This window comes from Arthrobacter sp. Y3221160 (assembly GCF_059092585.1).
The window spans coordinates 713,837-729,943 of record NZ_JBNHHU010000001.1 but is presented as its reverse complement, the minus strand read 5'-3'; the positions used below and the strand labels follow the sequence as shown (position 1 = coordinate 729,943).

The window sequence follows — 16,107 nt, the reverse complement described above, 5'->3', positions numbered from 1 at the left end:
CCGCGGGAGATCCGGGCTAAGATGATACGTCGGTCGTATGTTCTTTAGGAGTTCTCAGTACTGTGGTCTTGAACCATGATCAAAGTTCGGCCTTGACCCTTGCGGTCAAGGACCTCGGGCGCAGCCCGGGCACCATGCGGACTCTTGAAGAACGTATCGCTGCGCCGAAGGATTTCGGTGCAGCACTCATTGGCGTTCAGGAAGGCTCCGACATGGAGCTGGACCTGAAGCTTGAGGCCGTGCACGAGGGAATCCTGGTTTCCGGCACCGTTTCCGTGGCTGTCACGGGCGAGTGCGGGCGTTGCCTGGATCCCATCGCGTACGACCTCGACGTCAATGTGCAGGAACTCTTCTACTACGAGGAAGCTGAACTCCTCGAGGAAGAAGAACAGGACGAACAGCGGCGGGTTGAGCGCGATCTGATCGATCTCGAACCGGCGCTGCGGGACGCAGTGGTGACCGCCCTGCCGTTCCAGCCGGTGTGCCGGGAAGACTGCCAAGGCTTGTGCCCGGAATGCGGGATGCGCCTTGAAGAGGATCCGGGTCACCACCATGAGGTCGTGGATCCTCGCTGGGCAGCCCTTGCCGGGTTGGCCGGTACGGCCGCCGATGAGGCGCCCGAAAGTAAAGAGTCAGACGAGAGAGAAGAGAGTTAGCCGTGGCTGTTCCCAAGCGGAAGATGTCCCGCTCGAATACGCGCGCACGCCGGTCCCAGTGGAAGGCCACTGCGCCCAACCTGGTCAAGACCGTTGAGAACGGCCGTGTCACCTACAGCCTGCCGCACCAGGCCAAGGTTGTCACCGACTCGGCAGGCACCGCGCTGTTCCTTGAGTACAAGGGCCGCAAGGTAGCCGACGCGTAACAACGTCCGGCATGCCTTCAACTGAAGAGCTTTTGGAGCGTCTCGGCGTTGATATCGACGCCGAGACGCTCCGTCTTGCTTTAACCCACCGTTCCTACGCCTACGAGCACGGCGGACTGCCGACCAACGAGCGCCTGGAATTCCTCGGCGACTCGATCCTGGGCTTTTCCGTGACCGACGCGCTGTACCGGGACAACCCGGACCTGCCCGAGGGCGAACTGGCCAAGCGGCGCTCCGCCGTCGTCTCCACCCGGGCGCTGGCCGGCATCGCGCGCAGCCTGGACGTCGGCCGGCATGTGCTGCTCGGGCAGGGCGAAAAGCTCACCAACGGGGCCGACAAGTCCTCCATCCTGGCCGACACGATGGAGGCCCTCTTCGGCGCCGCCTACCTGTGCCAGGGCATCGAAACGGCGCGCCAGCTGGTGATGCGCCTCGTCGGGCCGCTCCTGGCGGACGCCGACGCCCTGGGCGCGGGCACGGACTGGAAGACCAGCATCCAGGAGCTGGCCGCCGCCCGGAAGATGGGCACCGTGACCTACCGGGTGGACGGATCGGGCCCGGACCACGCCCGGACCTTCGTGGCCACGCTGCTGATCGGCACCACCGAATACGGCCGCGGCACCGGACATTCCAAGAAGGAAGCCGAGCAGGAAGCGGCCGCCACCACGTGGCGGGCGCTGCGTGCCTCGCTGCCCGTATCGGTGACGGAGACCGCCGACTCCGATGCCTGAACTGCCTGAGGTGGAGGTTGTCCGCCGCGGGCTCGCCCAGTGGGTCCGCGGGCGGACGATCACCGGAGTGGACGTCCTGGACGAGCGTTCCATCCGGCGCCACGCCCTCGGAGCCGACGACCTGCGCGGCAACCTCATCGGCGCCCACGTGGCCGACGTCGCCCGGCGCGGGAAATTCCTCTGGATGCCGCTGCTGGAGACCACGCCGGACCCTTCGCCGCACCCCGGCGACGTTAACGCCGTGCCCGACGAGCCCAAACTCGCCCTGATGGCGCACCTCGGCATGAGCGGCCAACTGCTGGTCGAAGACAGCGGGCAGCCCGACGAGAAGCACCTGAAGGTCCGGTTGACGCTCAGTCCGGCCGGCGAACCCGACGGCCCGCCGATGCCGGCCGAGCTGCGGTTCGTGGACCAGCGGATATTCGGCGGCATGTTCCTGGCCGACCTGATGCCCACTCCCGACGGCCATGCCGGCGGGATGTCCGAGACCGGCCTGCCGCTGATCCCGGTCGAGGCCGCCCACATCGCCCGCGACCCGCTCGACCCCGCCTTCTCCTTCGAGGCGTTCTACCAGCGCCTGCGTGCCCGCAAGACCGGCATCAAGCGCGCCATCCTGGACCAGGCCTTGGTCTCCGGCATCGGCAACATCTACGCCGACGAAGCCCTCTGGGCCGCGAAACTGCACTACGCCCGCCCGACCGACACCCTGCGCCGCAAGGAAGCGGAGCGGCTGCTCAGCGCGTGCCGGGACGTCATGAGCAGAGCGCTCGAGGCCGGCGGCACCAGCTTCGATTCCCTCTACGTGAACGTCAACGGCGCCTCCGGATACTTCGAACGGTCGCTGAACGCCTACGGCCGGGAGGGCGGGCCCTGCCACCGCTGCAGCGCCCTGGGCCTGTCCACGAAGATCCGCCGGGACACCTTCATGAACCGGTCGTCCTACACCTGCCCGGCCTGCCAGCCGAGGCCCCGGAACGGCCGCTGGTAACGGGCTACCTTCCCAGCTCCGCCAGCACCGCGTCCGTGTAATCGGGCCACGCGTCTGCGGCCCAGGGCCCGAAGTCGCGGTCGGTGAGCGCGATGCAGGCGGCGCCGGCCTCCGGATCCACCCAGAGGAAGGTGCCGGACTGGCCGAAGTGGCCGAACGTTTTCGGCGAGCTCTTGCTGCCGGTCCAGTGCGGCTCCTTGTGGCCGCGGATCTCGAAACCCAGGCCCCAGTCGTTGTTCTGCTGGCGGCCGAACCCCGGCAGCACACCCGCCAGCCCCGGGTAGGCCACCTGCGTCGCCTCCTGGACCGTGGCGGCGGCCAGCAGCGACGGCCGCTGCAGTTCCGCTGCGAAACGGGACAGGTCGGCGGACGTGGAGGTCGCCCCGGCCGCGGGGGAGCCGTCCAGGCTGGTGTCCTTCATGCCGAGGGGAACGAGCACGCCCTCGCGCAGGTAGTCCGCGAAGGCCATGCCCGCCGCGGCCTCAAGCGTCTCGCCCAGCACCTCAAAGCCGGCGTTGGAGTAGAGCCGCCGGTCGCCGGGGGAGAACCTGACGGTGCGCTCGCCGAAGTCGTAGCCGGCGCTGTGCGCCAGCAGGTGGCGGACGGTGGCGCCCTCGGGGCCCGCCGCCTGGTCCAGTTCCAGCGCGCCTTCCTCGACGGCCAGCAGCACCGCATAGGCGCTGAGCAGCTTGGTCACGGACGCCAGCGGGAAGCGCCGCTGCTGGTCGCCATGGGAGGCAACGACGGCGCCGTCGGCCGCGACGACGGCGGTGGCCGCGTTGTCCACCGGCCAGGAATCGATCAGCTTCACGCTTTCCAATGCTTGCTCCTACCTCGTCGTTCCGCCGTAGTGGGCTGCCAACCGTCGCAGCCCTTCTTCGATGCTGACCTCGGGCACCCAGTCCAGCACCTCGCGGGTGCGGCGCTGGTCGAACCAGTGCGCGGTCGACAGCTGCTCGGCGAGGAAGCGCGTCATGGGCGGTTCGTCGCGGACCAGCCCGCGCGCTCCGGCGGCCGTCCAGGCCCGTTCGATAACCGAGCCGGCGCCGCGGGCCAGCCAGCCGGGAACCGACCAAGCGGGCGCCATCACGCCGGCGGCCCGGCAGATGCCGGCGATCAGTTCGCCGACCGGCCGGGGCTGGCCGTTGGTGACCACCAGGGCCTGGCCGTGCGCCTGGTCCATCCGTTCGAGCGCACGGACAATGGCTGCCGCGGCGTTGTCGATATAGGTGGTGTCGATCAGCGCGGCGCCGTCGTCCAGCAGCGGCAGCCGGCCGGCCCTGGCCCGCGCAATGACGCGTTCCACCAGCTGGGTGTCGCCGGGGCCCCAGACGATGTGGGGGCGCACGGCCGCGACCCGGAAGCCGGGGGAGTCCGCGGCCAGCGCGAGCAGCTCGGCGGCGGCCTTGGACCGGGCGTAGTTGCCGCGGGCACGGTCCGGGTCCGCCGTCCCCGCGCCGGCGCCGGCGATGGCCTCGCCGACATGGGCGACCGAGGGGGAGGACACGAACACCACGTCGCGCACGCCCGCCGACCTCGCCGCGTCCAACAGGGTGCGCGTGCCGTCGATGTTGGTGGCCACGAACTCGCTCCACTGGCCGGTGAACGAAACTTTCGCCGCCAGGTGGATCACGGCGTCGACCCCCTCGACGGCCCGGGCGACGGCGCCGGCGTCCGTCAGCGAACCTAGGACGGTCCCGACGGCGGAGCCCACGCCGGCGGCGGGGCGGCGCTGGAAGGTGCGGACGCCGTGGCCCTCGGCCAGCAGCAGCCGGGCCACGGCGGCGCCGAGCATCCCGCTGGCACCCGTGACGAGGACGGTCCGGGTTTCGGCTGCGCTCACGGTGCGGTGATCCGTCCGCCGGCCAGCGCCTTGCCGGCCCACACGGCCAGCCCGGCGCGGTCGATCTTGGAGTTGTGCCGGATGTCGGTGGGCAGCTCGGGCAGCACCAGGACGGCGGCCAGCTCCAGACCCGTGGCGCGGGCGACGGCGGTGCGCACCTCGGCGCCGAGGGCGTACGGCGCGGTGTCCGGCTTCGAGGACGGCGGCGCGGTCTCCAGCACCGCGACCGGGACCTGGGCGCCCGCGGGACCGACGCCGACGACGGCGGCAAGCCGGACGCCGTCGTGCGTTTCCGCGGCCTGCTCGGCGGCCACCGGGGTGGCGACGCCGTTCGCCGTCGTGATGATGTGCGCCAGCCGGCCCTCGACCCACAGGCGCCCGTGGGCGTCGAGATGGCCCACATCGCCGGTGCGGTGCCAGCCGGGCACGGACGCGCTGTGCCGTTGCGTGATCCAGAGCCGGTCGTACCGGTCCTTGACGTGCGGGGCGCTCACGAGGATCTCCCCGGTGACGTTGGGGTCGGTCGTCGGCAGTTCCGCCACGCTGCCGTCCGGGGCCACCGCAGCGATGGCCACCGTGGCCCCCGCCACCGGGGTGCCGACGCAGACGCCGTTCCCGAAACCGACCGCGCGGATTTCCGCCAGGCTGATGTCCGTCACCGGCAGCGCTTCGGTCATGCCGTAGGGGGTGTGCAGCTGGGCGGACGGCATCAGCGACTGCACCTTGGCCAGCAGCGGCTCGGGGATCGGCGCGCCGGCCGAGAGCAGCAGCTTCACGTCGGCCAGGGCCACCCGGTGTTCGTCCCTGAGGCCGTCGGCGGTGGCGAGCACGTTCGCGAGGGCGGCCGGCGAGGCGAAGACGGCGGTGGCGCTGACCGCCGCGGCAGCATCGGCCAGGGCCGCGGCGGTGAGCGTCTTGGGCGCGGTGACGTCCATGTCCGGGGTCACCGAGGTGGCCCCCAGCGCCGGGCCCAGCAGGGCGAACGGCGCAAAGCCGGCCACCAGCGAGGTGCCGGCTTCCAGCCCGTAGGTCTCCTTAAGGGTGTCCCGCATGGCGGCCAGCCGGCGGTGCGTATAGACGACGCCCTTGGCCGGCCCGGTGGAGCCGGAGGTGAAGAGGATGGCGGCGTCGTCGTCGGGCTCGGGGGCGGTGCGCCCGGCGCGGCCGCCGGCCGGGCCAGCCGCAGCAGCGGCGGCGGATTCGAGCAGTTCGGGCACGGTGTAAGCGACCCCGTAGAGCCGGCGCTTGGCCCCGCCCATTTCGGTCACGCTGATCCGCTCGCCCGGCCAGTCGAACAGCCGCGCGGCCGCGAAGGCACGTTCGATGCCGATGATGAACCGGGGGCCGGCCCCCTTGATGGCACGGCTCAGGCCGGCGGGTCCCAGCCCGGCGTCCGCCACCACGATAACGGCGCCGAGCTTCAGGCAGGCGTAGATCAGGCTGGTCAGTTCGATGCCGGGCGGCACCAGCAGGTTGACGCGGTCGCCTGCTTTCACGCCGATCCCGGCCAGGCCGTCGGCGAGCAGGTCCACCTGGCCGGCGAGCTCGGCCCAGGACAGCGTCCGCTTTCCTGCCGCCGCCGCGCCCAGCGGGGCCATGTCGACGACGGCGGGGGAGTCGTCGGTCCGGCGTTCGTCCAGTTCGGCGAGCATGGAGCGGAAGGGGGCCGCAACCCGCGGCCCTTGGGCGGCGGCCGCGTGCCCGCCGCCGGCCACGGCGGCGTCGAGCCAGGTGAACACGGGGCCGGCGATGTCGCGGTCTTCGGGGAGCAGGTGCCCGGCGCCTTCGAAGCGGTGCACATCGGCCTGCGGCAGCCGGTCCAGCAGGTCGCGCAGGTAGCGGTCGGAGAACACCGGGTCCCTGGGGCCCCACAGGATCAGCGCCGGAACGTCCAGGCTGCGGATGCCCTCGGCCACCCCGTTCAACGCGTCCCAGCTGGGCGCGGCCTCGTCGGCCGGTATGTCGGCCACGAAGTTGCCCACCCCGGTGCGGCGGGCCGGGTACCGGTACGGGGCCATGAACGCGGCCCTGACGTCCTTCGCCAACGGAGGATGCGCCAAGGCGTGCGTGACGCGCAGGAAGGCGGCCGACGTCGTCGTTCCCCAGCGATGCACGGCGGGGTGCAGCGCCAGTTTGAGCGGGGCGGGCAGCCCGAACCCGGCGGGGTGGACGGCGGTGTTGGTCAGGACGACGCCGGCGAGCTGGTCGCGGTGCCGGGTGGCCCAGCCCAGCGAGATCACGCCGCCCCAGTCGTGTCCGACGGTGACGACGGGGCCGGTGATGCCCAGTTCTGCGGTCAGGTCGCCCAGGTCGGTGATCCGGCCCTCGAGCCTGCGGAAGCTTCCGGTGCGTTCGGAGAAGCCCATGTCCAGCTGGTCGACGGCGACCACGCGCCACGGGGCCGCGGCGTCACCGGCGGCGGCCAGCAGGCTGCGCCACAGGTAGGACCAGGTGGGGTTGCCGTGCACGCACAGCAGGGTGCCGGCTGGTTCGATGCCGCGTTCGGCCAACTGCGGGCCGTTGTCCAGGAGGTGCCAGGTGTGGGCGCTGCCGGCCTGGTCTACGGCGGCGGTGGAGCGAACGCGGACGCGGCGGGACCAGGCCGGGTCGACGCCGGGCCAGAGGGGGGTGTCTACCACGCAATCTCCATCATGGTGGTGTTCAGGCCGGAGCCCACGCCCATGCAGAGCACGCGGTCGCCGGTGCCCAGCGTCTGGGCCTCCTGGGCGAGGGTCATCGGCAGCGAGGCAGGCCCCACGTTGCCCCACTTCGGGAAGGTGATCGGCACACGCTCGCGGACCAGGTTGACGGCCTTGATGATCGCGTTGGTATACGAGGTGGAGACCTGGTGCGTGACGTACCGGTCCATGGCCGTCCAGTTCCAGCCGTCGCGGTGGGCCTCGTGCCAGGCGTTGACCACCAGTTCCAGCCCGTTCTCCAGCAGGCCCTTGGTGTCCGTGAACATGCCGGCGGGCCCGCCGACGCACAGTTCGTGGTGTTCGGTGCCCGCGCGGGAGACGCCGCCGAGGATCCGGTGCGAGCCGGGGTGGGCGTCGGCGGGGCCGATCACGGCCGCGGCGGCCCCGGACCCCAGGGTCAGCGTGGCGAATTCGCGCAGGTAGTCGGCGCGGGTGGAATCCGGGTGGTTCAGCCGCTCGAAGGTGGTTTCCTGGGTCGGCTGCGCGTCCTCGCCGGCGACGATCAGCGCGTACTTGATCTGCCCGGCATCGATCATGTTGGCGGCCAGCGTTATTCCGTTGACGAAGCCCAGGCAGGCGTTGGCCAGGTCGAAGTTCATGGCCGACGACGGCAGCCCCAGCCCGTGGTGGATCTTCACCGCGACGGACGGCTCAAGGTTCTTGCGGGTGACGGAGGTGTTGATCAGCAGGCCGATCTGGCCCGGCTCCACGCCGGCCTCGGCGAGGGCCTTGGCGCCGGCTTCGATGGCGGCGTCGTCGAATGATGAACCGGGCGACCACCAGCGGCGTTCGGTCACGCCGGCAACACGTTCCAGCAGCTTCCGGGAGAGCTTCAGGCGCTTCAGGCTGGGTGCCAGCCGGTCGTCGAAGTCGGCGGAAGTGACGGCTACCGGGGCCTCCACGCTCGAGACGGCCAGCAGCGCCGTGTTGTCATGTCGAAACGTCGCGTTACCGATCAATATCCAGCCTTTATTCGTCTTCGGGGACGTTCACCTGTACACGGAGAATCCCCCATTGGTACCCGAACTCTTAACTATGCACCCCGAACCAGCGTTCCGCACATGCAGAGAATGGCATGCGTGTGTGGTCATTGTCTCTCCGGCTGCCTTTGCCCGTGCCTCGGATCGCCTTGCAGACGTTACTCGGGGGCCCCGGAGCGTGATTCGAGGGGGCGTTCGGATCCACCTGGATGCGGGCTGGAATCTTTTGGAATTCCCTTGTTGTTTAAGCGGCGGTCCGCCAGAAAGAGCACCCCTGCAAGTGTGCAGGCGACGGCTGGCCAATAGCTGTAGCGGTAGTCGGCTGCCGGCACAATGGGGAAGTATCCCGCCAGGTAGAGGAGCGCCGACCAGCCCAGGGCCGCGACCTGCGGCCGCAGGTGCCGTGCCTTGGGGAGGGCCACGATCAGCGCTATCGAGGCGGCGAGCCAAAACCAGGCTTTAAAAAACCAGGGAAAAGTCTTCAGGCCGAACTCAACCACGTAGTCGTAGAGGATGTTGTCCGCCTTCGACGGCTCCACGCGGTACTCAGCGGGGACAACCTCTGCGCCGGTACCGACGAATTCCAGCTTGCTGGTGAAGAGGAACCGGGCGTACGTCTCGGCGCGGTAGTACAGGTAGCGGGCCGGATGCGTCACCACTTCATCAATCCACAGGTCCCGGACCTCCGACTGATAAGCGATCGGTTCAAAGGATTTGCCGGTTGCCCCACGGCCGTAGCACTTCCAATAGGCATCCCAAATAGCTTCTTCGGCCCGGCATTTTTCGCCCGCGGCAAGCAGTTTGTCTTCCAGTTCCTGGGGGATATCCGCGTCCCTTATCTCTTCGGCGGGCACGGTGAAGATGATGTCGTCGAGGAAGACTTGGGATAGCTGGCCGGTGGGTTTGGGCTGGAATGCGGCGTTGAACGCCGCGCCCGTGCCCAGTATCAACACCAGGAACGTCGCGGCGGCCACGACATATCCGCCCCGCACGCGTCGCCGGTTGGCTGTCAGCCGCCTGCGCCGCTTGGGGGATGCGTTCCGCCAGGCCCGGTAGAGGAGGAAGACGAGGGGAAGGATCGCAAAGAACGCGTTTTTCCGGACCATCGCTCCGTACAGCAGGAACAACAGCGACAGGGCGAGCAACGGATACCGGAGCCTCGGGAAGCGCTCGGCGAGCAGGATGAGGACGGTGCCGCTGAAGAACGCGATCATCATGTGCACGTCCTTCCACAACACGCCCAGGAACGTGATGGTGAACGGCAGCAACGGAATCGCGAGGGCGAGCGAGGACATGAGCCGGCTGCGGGTGAGATCGTGAAGATAGATGGCCAAGAGCAGCGCGGCACTGAACGTCACCGCGACCTGCACCAGCACCAGCGAGCCGACGTCGCCGGTCAGCCTGTACAAACCTGTCCAGCCGACGGTCATGACGGCGGGGTGCCAGTCGTCCAGCGGAATCAGGCCGAGAACCTGCTTGAGCTGATGGGCGGAATCATTCGTCATCCGCCCGGGGTGGTTCGCCACCCACAGAAAAGCCGTGGCCAGGAAAGCGGAGGCGCCCAAGACTGTAAGCCACCCGTAGTCCGCCGCAGTCCAAGCGGTGCGCACACCCCTCGGGCCGCCGGCCCGGGCACGGGGGGAACGTGCCGATGCATCGCTCACGTGTTCGTCCCGTCCAGACGCGCGTGGGCCGGGTCCGCCCACGCCCCGCCTGCATCCTGCCGGTGCTGCGGCGGCTCCAGGCGCAGGTATGCCAGGCGCGCTGCTTCATGCCGTCCCCGCTTTAGGCCGTCGAGGATGATGCCGATACAACCCACCAGTACCGCCAGGCCCATCACGGCAGCAGCCAGGATCGCCGTCGGGAAGCGGGGCACCAGGCCGGTCTCGAAAAACTCGACGATCACGGGCACCCCCAACCCCAGCGAAGCCAGTGCCAGCACCGCGGCGATGATGCCGTGGAAGAGGGCCGGCCGTTCATGCCGGACGAGCTCGAAGATGAGGGACAGGATTTTGAAGCCGTCCGAATAGGTATTGAGCTTGCTTTCGCTCCCCTCGGGCCGTTGGCGGAATCCGACCTCGACCTCGGCCTGCGGCAGCCGCAGTGACGTGACGTGCACCGTGAATTCGGTCTCGATTTCGAATTCCTTGGACACGGCGGGGAATGACTTAACGAAGCGGCGCGAAAAGACGCGATATCCCGACATCATGTCCGAAACCTGGGATCGGAAGAGGACGCTGACGACCCGGTTGAACATCCGGTTCCCCATGGCGTGCCCCGGGCGGTACGACCCGGTTTCCGACGTGTCGGCACGAACGCCGAGCACATGATCGTAGGGTCCGTCCAACAGGGCGTCGATCAGGCGTGGCAGGTCCGCTGCCTCGTACGTGTCGTCGCCGTCGATCGTGACGTAGATATCGGCGTCAATATCGGCAAACGCCCGCCGGATGACGTTGCCCTTGCCCTTGCGCGTTTCCGTCCGGACGATGGCGCCGGCGGCCCGCGCCAGCTCGGCGGTCCGGTCGGAACTGTTGTTGTCGTAGACATAGACCGTTATCCCCGGGACGGCGAGCTCCAGATCCCGGATGACGGTGGCGACTGTCTGTTCTTCGTTGTGGCAGGGGACAATGGCGGCAATGCGCTGCCCTGGATGACGGGCTGGATCTGACACTGGCGAAAGCACTCCTCACCGGACGTGGACTGGCCTTCAGGGTAGTTCTCCGTGGCCCTTACACAAGGTTGCCACCCCGCCCGCCGGGATGCGCGCACCTGCACACGCCGGCCGCTCCACACGTTTGTCCACCGCGACAAGCCCGTCGTGCCCGTGTATTCGCGGCGGGCACGGTAGATTGAGGCAAGGAAAACGTCCGCCGCGGGAGACACAACGTGCATCTTAAATCTCTGACTGTGCGGGGCTTTAAGTCTTTTGCGTCGGCGACGACCTTCGACTTCGAGCCCGGCGTCACCGCCGTGGTCGGTCCGAACGGGTCGGGAAAGTCCAACGTGGTGGACGCCCTCGCCTGGGTGATGGGGGAGCAGGGCGCCAAGACGCTGCGCGGCGGCAAGATGGAGGACGTCATCTTTGCCGGCACGGCGGGCCGCCCGCCGCTGGGCCGGGCGCACGTGTCGCTGACCATCGACAATGCCGACGGCGCCCTGCCGATCGAATACTCCGAAGTCACCATCTCCCGCACCCTGTTCCGCACGGGCGGCTCCGAATACGCCATCAACGGCAGCAGCTGCCGGCTGCTGGACATCCAGGAACTGCTCTCGGACTCCGGGCTGGGCCGGGAGATGCACGTGATCGTCGGCCAGGGCCAGCTGGACAAGGTGCTGCACGCGACGCCGGAGGACCGCCGGGGCTTCGTGGAGGAAGCCGCCGGCATTCTCAAGCACCGGCGCCGCAAGGAAAAAACGGTGCGGAAGCTGGAGTCCATGCAGGCCAACCTGCAGCGGCTGACCGATCTCACCGGCGAGATCCGCCGGCAGCTGACGCCGCTGGGCAAGCAGGCCGAGGTGGCCCGCCGGGCCCAGCAGGTCCAGTTCGAGGTCCGCGATGCCCGGGCCCGGCTGCTCGCCGACGAGCTGGTGGAGCTGAGCACCTCCCTGGCCCAGGAAGTGGCGGACGAGGCCGCGCTGAAGACCCGGCAGGCCGAGGTGGAGAAGACCCTGGAGTCCGGGCGCCGGCGCCTGGCCGAGCTGGAGCGGCTGGCGGCCGAAGCCACCCCGGAGCTCAATGCCGCGCGCGAGCGCTGGTACCAGCTCTCGTCCACCCGCGAACGCTTCCGCGCCCTCGCCGGCCTGGCCAATGAACGACGGCGGCTGCTCGGTTCCGCGGACCGGGAACCGGAGGGCGGGCGGGACCCGGAGGTCCTGGAACAGCAGGCGGCCGAGGTCCGCGAGGAGCAGGCCGAGCTGGAGTTCGAGCTCGAGGACCGCCGGGCCGCACTCGACGACGCGATCGAAGGCCGCGCCGCCGCCGAACGGGCTGCCGAGGACGAGGAAAAGCGGCTGACCGGCATCCTGCGCGCCGCCGCGGACCGGCGCGAGGGACTGGCCAGGCTGGCCGGCCAGGTGGGGGCAGCCAGGTCCCGGGTGGAGTCCGCCGAGGCCGAGCTGGGCCGGCTCCGCGCCTCGATCGGCGAGGGCGAGGAACGCCGGCGCCAGGCGCAGGCCGAATTCGCCGCGCTGGAGTCGCAGGTGGCCGGGGTGGAACAGGGCGAAGAGGGCCTGGACGCCGCGTACGAGGACGCCAGCGACGAGCTCGCCGTCATTGAGGCGGAGCTGGAGCAGCTGCGGGCCGACGAACGCGAGGCCGAACGCGAACGCGACGCCCTCGCCGCGCGCAAGGAGGCGCTGGAAGTCGGGCTGAACCGGCGGGACGGCAGCGAGCTGCTGCTGGCCTCCGGAACCGAGGGCGTGCTGGCCCCGCTGGCGGACCTGATCACGGTGGAGCCCGGCTATGAGGCGGCGATTGCGGCAGCCTTGGGGCCGCTGGCCGAAGCCGTCGCCGTCGCGGACCCCGACGCCGCCGTCCGGGCGCTGGAACTGATGAAGGCCGACGACGCCGGCCAGGTGGACCTCCTCATCGCCGGCGCCCCGGTGCCGGCGGGCGGAAGCGCCGGCGGCAGGGCGGAACTCCCGGACGGGGCGATCCCCGCGGCCGGCCTGGTCCAGGCCAAGCGGGGCGTCGAAGGAACGGTGCGCACGCTGCTGGGCTCCGCCGTCGTCGTGGCGGACCTCCCGATGGCGGCAGGGGTCATCGCGGCCGACCCGGCGCTGACCGCCGTCACCCGGGACGGGGATATTTTTACCGCCTGCTCGGCGCGCGGCGGGTCCGCCGGCGGCCCCAGCCTGCTGGAGGTCCAGGCAGCGGTGGACGAGACCATGCACAGGCTCGAAGCCGCCACGGCCCGGGCCGAGCGGGCCAAGTTCGCGATCGCCGGCGCCACCTCGCGCCGCGACGAGGCCAGGCTGCGGGCAGAGGCCGCCCTTGAGCAGCTGCACGAGTCCGACGCCCGGCTGGCCGCGGTCGCCGAACGCCTGGGGCAGCTGGGCTCGGCGCTGCGCTCCGCCACCGGGGAGAGCGAACGGCTGGCCAAACTGGTGCAGGCCGCCGAGGCCAACATCGTCACCGAACAGCAGAAGCTGGCCGACATCACCGCGCGGCTGGCCGCGGCACAGGCCGCCGAGGATGCCCCGGCCGACGCCGAACCGTCCACCGAACAGCGGGACGCGCTCGCCGCGGCGGCCGCCCGGGCACGCCAGGTCGAAATGGAGGCGCGGCTGGCGCTGCGCTCGGGCGAGGAACAGCTGACGGCCATCGGCAACCGGGCGGCCTCGCTGGAACGGGCCGCCGCCACCGAACGGCACGCCCGGGCGCAGGCCGCCGAGCGCGCCCGCAAGCGCCGGCTCCAGGCCGCCAAGGCCGCCGCCGTCGCACAGGGCGCCCGGGAGGCACTGGCCTGGCTGGACGTCTCGGTGGACCTCGCCGAGCGGGAACGGGACGAGGCCGAAGAGGTGCGCGCGGCGTGGGAGGCGGAGCTGTCCACGGTCCGCTCGTCGACCGACGCGCTCGCCGCCGAACTGCGCGAGCTGACGGACACGGTGCACCGCGACGAGCTGGCACGGGCCCAGCAGCGGCTGAAGATCGAGGCCCTGCAGACCCGGTCCATCGAGGAGCTGGGCCTGACCCCCGACCACCTGATCGCCGAATACGGGCCGGACCAGCCGGTGCCGGTCGCCACCGCGGCGTCGAACGACAAGTGGGCCGCCCTGCGGGCGCCGGTGGACGAGGACGGCAACGCCGTCGCCGAGGGTGTCCCGTTCGTGCGCGAGGAGCAACAGAAGCGGCTCAAGAAAGCGGAGCGCGACCTGGCCGCGCTGGGCAAGGTCAACCCGCTGGCGCTCGAGGAGTTCGCGGCGCTGGAGGAACGCCACCAGTTCCTGAGCACCCAGCTGGAGGACCTCAAGGCCACGCGCAAGGACCTGCTGGAGATCATCAAGGAAGTCGACGAGCGGGTGGAACAGGTCTTCACCGAGGCCTACCGCGACACCGCCGTGCAGTTCGAGCGCGTGTTCGGCCGGCTTTTCCCGGGCGGCGAGGGCCGGCTGGTGCTGACCGACCCGGAGGACATGCTCACCACGGGCATCGACGTGGAAGCCCGGCCCGCCGGCAAGAAAATCAAGCGCCTGTCCCTGCTCTCCGGCGGCGAGCGCTCGCTGACCGCGGTGGCCCTGCTGGTGGCGATCTTCAAGGCCCGGCCGTCCCCGTTCTATGTGATGGACGAGGTGGAAGCGGCGCTGGACGACACCAACCTGGGCCGGCTGATCACCATTTTCGAGGAGCTGCGCGAATCCAGCCAGCTGATCGTCATCACCCACCAGAAGCGCACCATGGAAGTGGCCGACGCGCTGTACGGTGTAACGATGCGCGGCGACGGCGTGACCACCGTCATCTCGCAGCGGCTGGAACACGCAAAGGCCCTGGTCGACTGAGCAGAAAGGCAGGCGAATTGGCGGGAATACCGGGCGAGACAGCCCAGTTGCTGACCATCGACGGATGCGAGGTCCGTATCCGGACCGTCGGCTCCGGGCCCACGGACTTCGTGCTGGTACACGGCATCGGCGTCTCCGGACGTTACTTCGAACCCCTCGCGGCTGAACTGACCCGGCACGGAACGGTACATCTGGTCGATCTGCCCGGCCACGGCGGAACCGCCAAACCCGACCGGGCACTTTCGCTGGTGGACTTCGCCGGGCTGGTCGACGCGGCCATGGGCTGGCTGGACATCGGCCCCGCCGTGCTGGTGGGCCACTCGATGGGCTGCCAGATCGTCGTCGAGATGGCGCTGCACCACCCGCACACCGCCGCCGCGCTGGTGCTGCTGGCGCCGACGGCGAACCGCCGCGAGCGCACGGCCTGGCAGCACGGCCTCCGGCTGCTCCAGGACGGGTTCCGGGAACCGCTGACCGTGGACATGATCGAGGCCACCGACTACCTGCGCTGCGGGCCGCGCTGGTTCCTGAAGACACTGCCGGCCATGCTCGACCAAAAGCTGGAGCAGCGGATCGCCGGGGTGCAGGTGCCGGTGCGCATCGTCCGCGGCGACCGGGACCCGATCGTGCCGCTGGACTGGTGCCGCGAACTGGCCGCTGCCTGCCCGGGCACGATCGTGGACAGCATCCCGGGCGAGGCGCACGTCTTGATGTTCCGTTCACCCGGCCCGGTGGCCCGCCTGTGCCTGGCCACGGCCGGCTTCGACGATGCTGCCGTCATAGACCGGCAATGAACCGTCTGCTCCCGGCACTGCGGCTGGGCCGGGCCTGGCTGCTGGACTACGCCTACATCGGCCGCCGGCAGGTCCGCGGACTCTTCGACCGGACCGGCCCGGCGCGGTACCGGGAGGCCGGAACCCGCGCGGCGGACCCCGTCGTCGTACTTCCGGGCATCTACGAGTCCTGGAAGTTCATGCGCCCGCTGATCGAGCACGTCCACGGGCGCGGGCATCCGGTGCACGTGATCGAGCCGCTGGGCTTCAACGTGGGCAGCGTCGAACGGATGGCCGGGCTGGTCGCCGACTACCTGCGCGGGCAGGACCTGGACAACGTGACCATCATCGCGCACAGCAAGGGCGGACTGATCGGCAAATACGTGATGACGGGCGCGGAGTCCGGGGCGCGGGTGAAGCGCATGGTGGCGATCGGAACGCCGTTTTCCGGCTCCCGCTACGCGTCCTTCGCGGTGACGCCGATGGTCCGGGCGTTCGCGCCGAACAACCGCGTCCTGCGGCGGCTGCTGGCCAACCTGGCTGTCAACCACCGGATCGTGTCCGTCTACAGCGCCTTCGACCCGCACATTCCCGGCGGCTGCCGGATCGAGGGCGCAACCAACATCCGGCTCGAGACCAGCGGGCACTTCACGATCATTGCCGAGGACCGCGTCCGGGACATCATCGACCGGGTGTTGGACGGCGCGACGCCGGAATAACCGGCCCGATGCAA

Annotated in this window: 13 protein-coding genes; 7 read left to right on the top strand and 6 right to left on the bottom strand. The window is 70.0% G+C overall.

Features of this window, described 5'->3' with window-relative positions; all coding sequences use genetic code 11:
• The first annotated feature begins 92 nt into the window (after nt 1-92).
• The 4 genes from AC5RWG_RS03345 to mutM are packed head-to-tail and all read left to right on the top strand — an operon-like array spanning nt 93 to nt 2,581.
• The gene (locus AC5RWG_RS03345; protein WP_494012331.1) at nt 93-656 is read left to right on the top strand and encodes a YceD family protein; all 564 of its coding nucleotides are present in this window, start codon (nt 93-95) and stop codon (nt 654-656) included.
• Nucleotides 657-658: 2 nt separating this feature from the next.
• A complete protein-coding gene (gene rpmF, locus AC5RWG_RS03340) occupies nt 659-862 on the top strand; it encodes a 50S ribosomal protein L32 (protein ID WP_127511582.1) in 204 nt (67 codons plus the stop codon).
• An 11-nt stretch (nt 863-873) separates the two neighbouring features.
• Nucleotides 874-1,593 (top strand): ribonuclease III, encoded by a 720-nt coding sequence (rnc, locus tag AC5RWG_RS03335; protein ID WP_493999996.1) that lies wholly within the window; start codon nt 874-876, stop codon nt 1,591-1,593.
• Nucleotides 1,586-2,581, top strand: a complete 996-nt coding sequence (gene mutM, locus AC5RWG_RS03330) for a bifunctional DNA-formamidopyrimidine glycosylase/DNA-(apurinic or apyrimidinic site) lyase (RefSeq protein WP_494166406.1) — start codon at nt 1,586-1,588, stop codon at nt 2,579-2,581. Before rnc ends, mutM begins: the two co-directional genes overlap by 8 nt.
• Nucleotides 2,582-2,585: 4 nt before the next feature.
• Here mutM and AC5RWG_RS03325 read toward each other — a convergent pair whose 3' ends face one another.
• The 6 genes from AC5RWG_RS03325 to AC5RWG_RS03300 all read right to left on the bottom strand — a co-directional run bounded on the left by AC5RWG_RS03325 (nt 2,586) and on the right by AC5RWG_RS03300 (nt 10,774).
• A complete protein-coding gene (locus AC5RWG_RS03325) occupies nt 2,586-3,401 on the bottom strand; it encodes a serine hydrolase domain-containing protein (protein WP_494025706.1) in 816 nt (271 codons plus the stop codon).
• Between the two features lie 9 nt (nt 3,402-3,410).
• Nucleotides 3,411-4,376: an NAD-dependent epimerase/dehydratase family protein gene (locus AC5RWG_RS03320; RefSeq protein ID WP_494167093.1), complete on the bottom strand. Its 966-nt coding sequence runs from the start codon at nt 4,374-4,376 to the stop codon at nt 3,411-3,413.
• 44 nt (nt 4,377-4,420) lie between these two features.
• Nucleotides 4,421-7,063 carry an alpha/beta fold hydrolase gene (locus AC5RWG_RS03315; protein WP_494166405.1) on the bottom strand — a complete coding sequence of 881 codons (2,643 nt, stop codon included), beginning with the start codon at nt 7,061-7,063 and terminating at the stop codon, nt 4,421-4,423.
• Entirely contained in the window at nt 7,057-8,082 is a 1,026-nt protein-coding gene (locus AC5RWG_RS03310) for a 3-oxoacyl-ACP synthase III (protein ID WP_493999991.1), read from the bottom strand. The genes AC5RWG_RS03315 and AC5RWG_RS03310 overlap by 7 nt, the downstream gene beginning before the upstream one ends.
• A 179-nt stretch (nt 8,083-8,261) precedes the next feature.
• Nucleotides 8,262-9,608 (bottom strand): hypothetical protein, encoded by a 1,347-nt coding sequence (locus AC5RWG_RS03305; RefSeq protein WP_494166404.1) that lies wholly within the window; start codon nt 9,606-9,608, stop codon nt 8,262-8,264.
• 155 nt (nt 9,609-9,763) lie between these two features.
• Nucleotides 9,764-10,774, bottom strand: a complete 1,011-nt coding sequence (locus AC5RWG_RS03300) for a glycosyltransferase (protein WP_494166403.1) — start codon at nt 10,772-10,774, stop codon at nt 9,764-9,766.
• Nucleotides 10,775-10,989: 215 nt separating this feature from the next.
• Between AC5RWG_RS03300 and smc the strand changes: the two genes are divergently transcribed.
• The 3 genes from smc to AC5RWG_RS03285 are packed head-to-tail and all read left to right on the top strand — an operon-like array spanning nt 10,990 to nt 16,093.
• Nucleotides 10,990-14,601, top strand: a complete 3,612-nt coding sequence (gene smc, locus AC5RWG_RS03295) for a chromosome segregation protein SMC (RefSeq protein WP_494166402.1) — start codon at nt 10,990-10,992, stop codon at nt 14,599-14,601.
• 17 nt (nt 14,602-14,618) lie between these two features.
• Nucleotides 14,619-15,395, top strand: a complete 777-nt coding sequence (locus AC5RWG_RS03290; protein WP_494166401.1) for an alpha/beta fold hydrolase — start codon at nt 14,619-14,621, stop codon at nt 15,393-15,395.
• Nucleotides 15,392-16,093 carry an esterase/lipase family protein gene (locus AC5RWG_RS03285; RefSeq protein WP_494073791.1) on the top strand — a complete coding sequence of 234 codons (702 nt, stop codon included), beginning with the start codon at nt 15,392-15,394 and terminating at the stop codon, nt 16,091-16,093. Before AC5RWG_RS03290 ends, AC5RWG_RS03285 begins: the two co-directional genes overlap by 4 nt.
• The last annotated feature ends 14 nt before the right edge of the window (nt 16,094-16,107 follow it).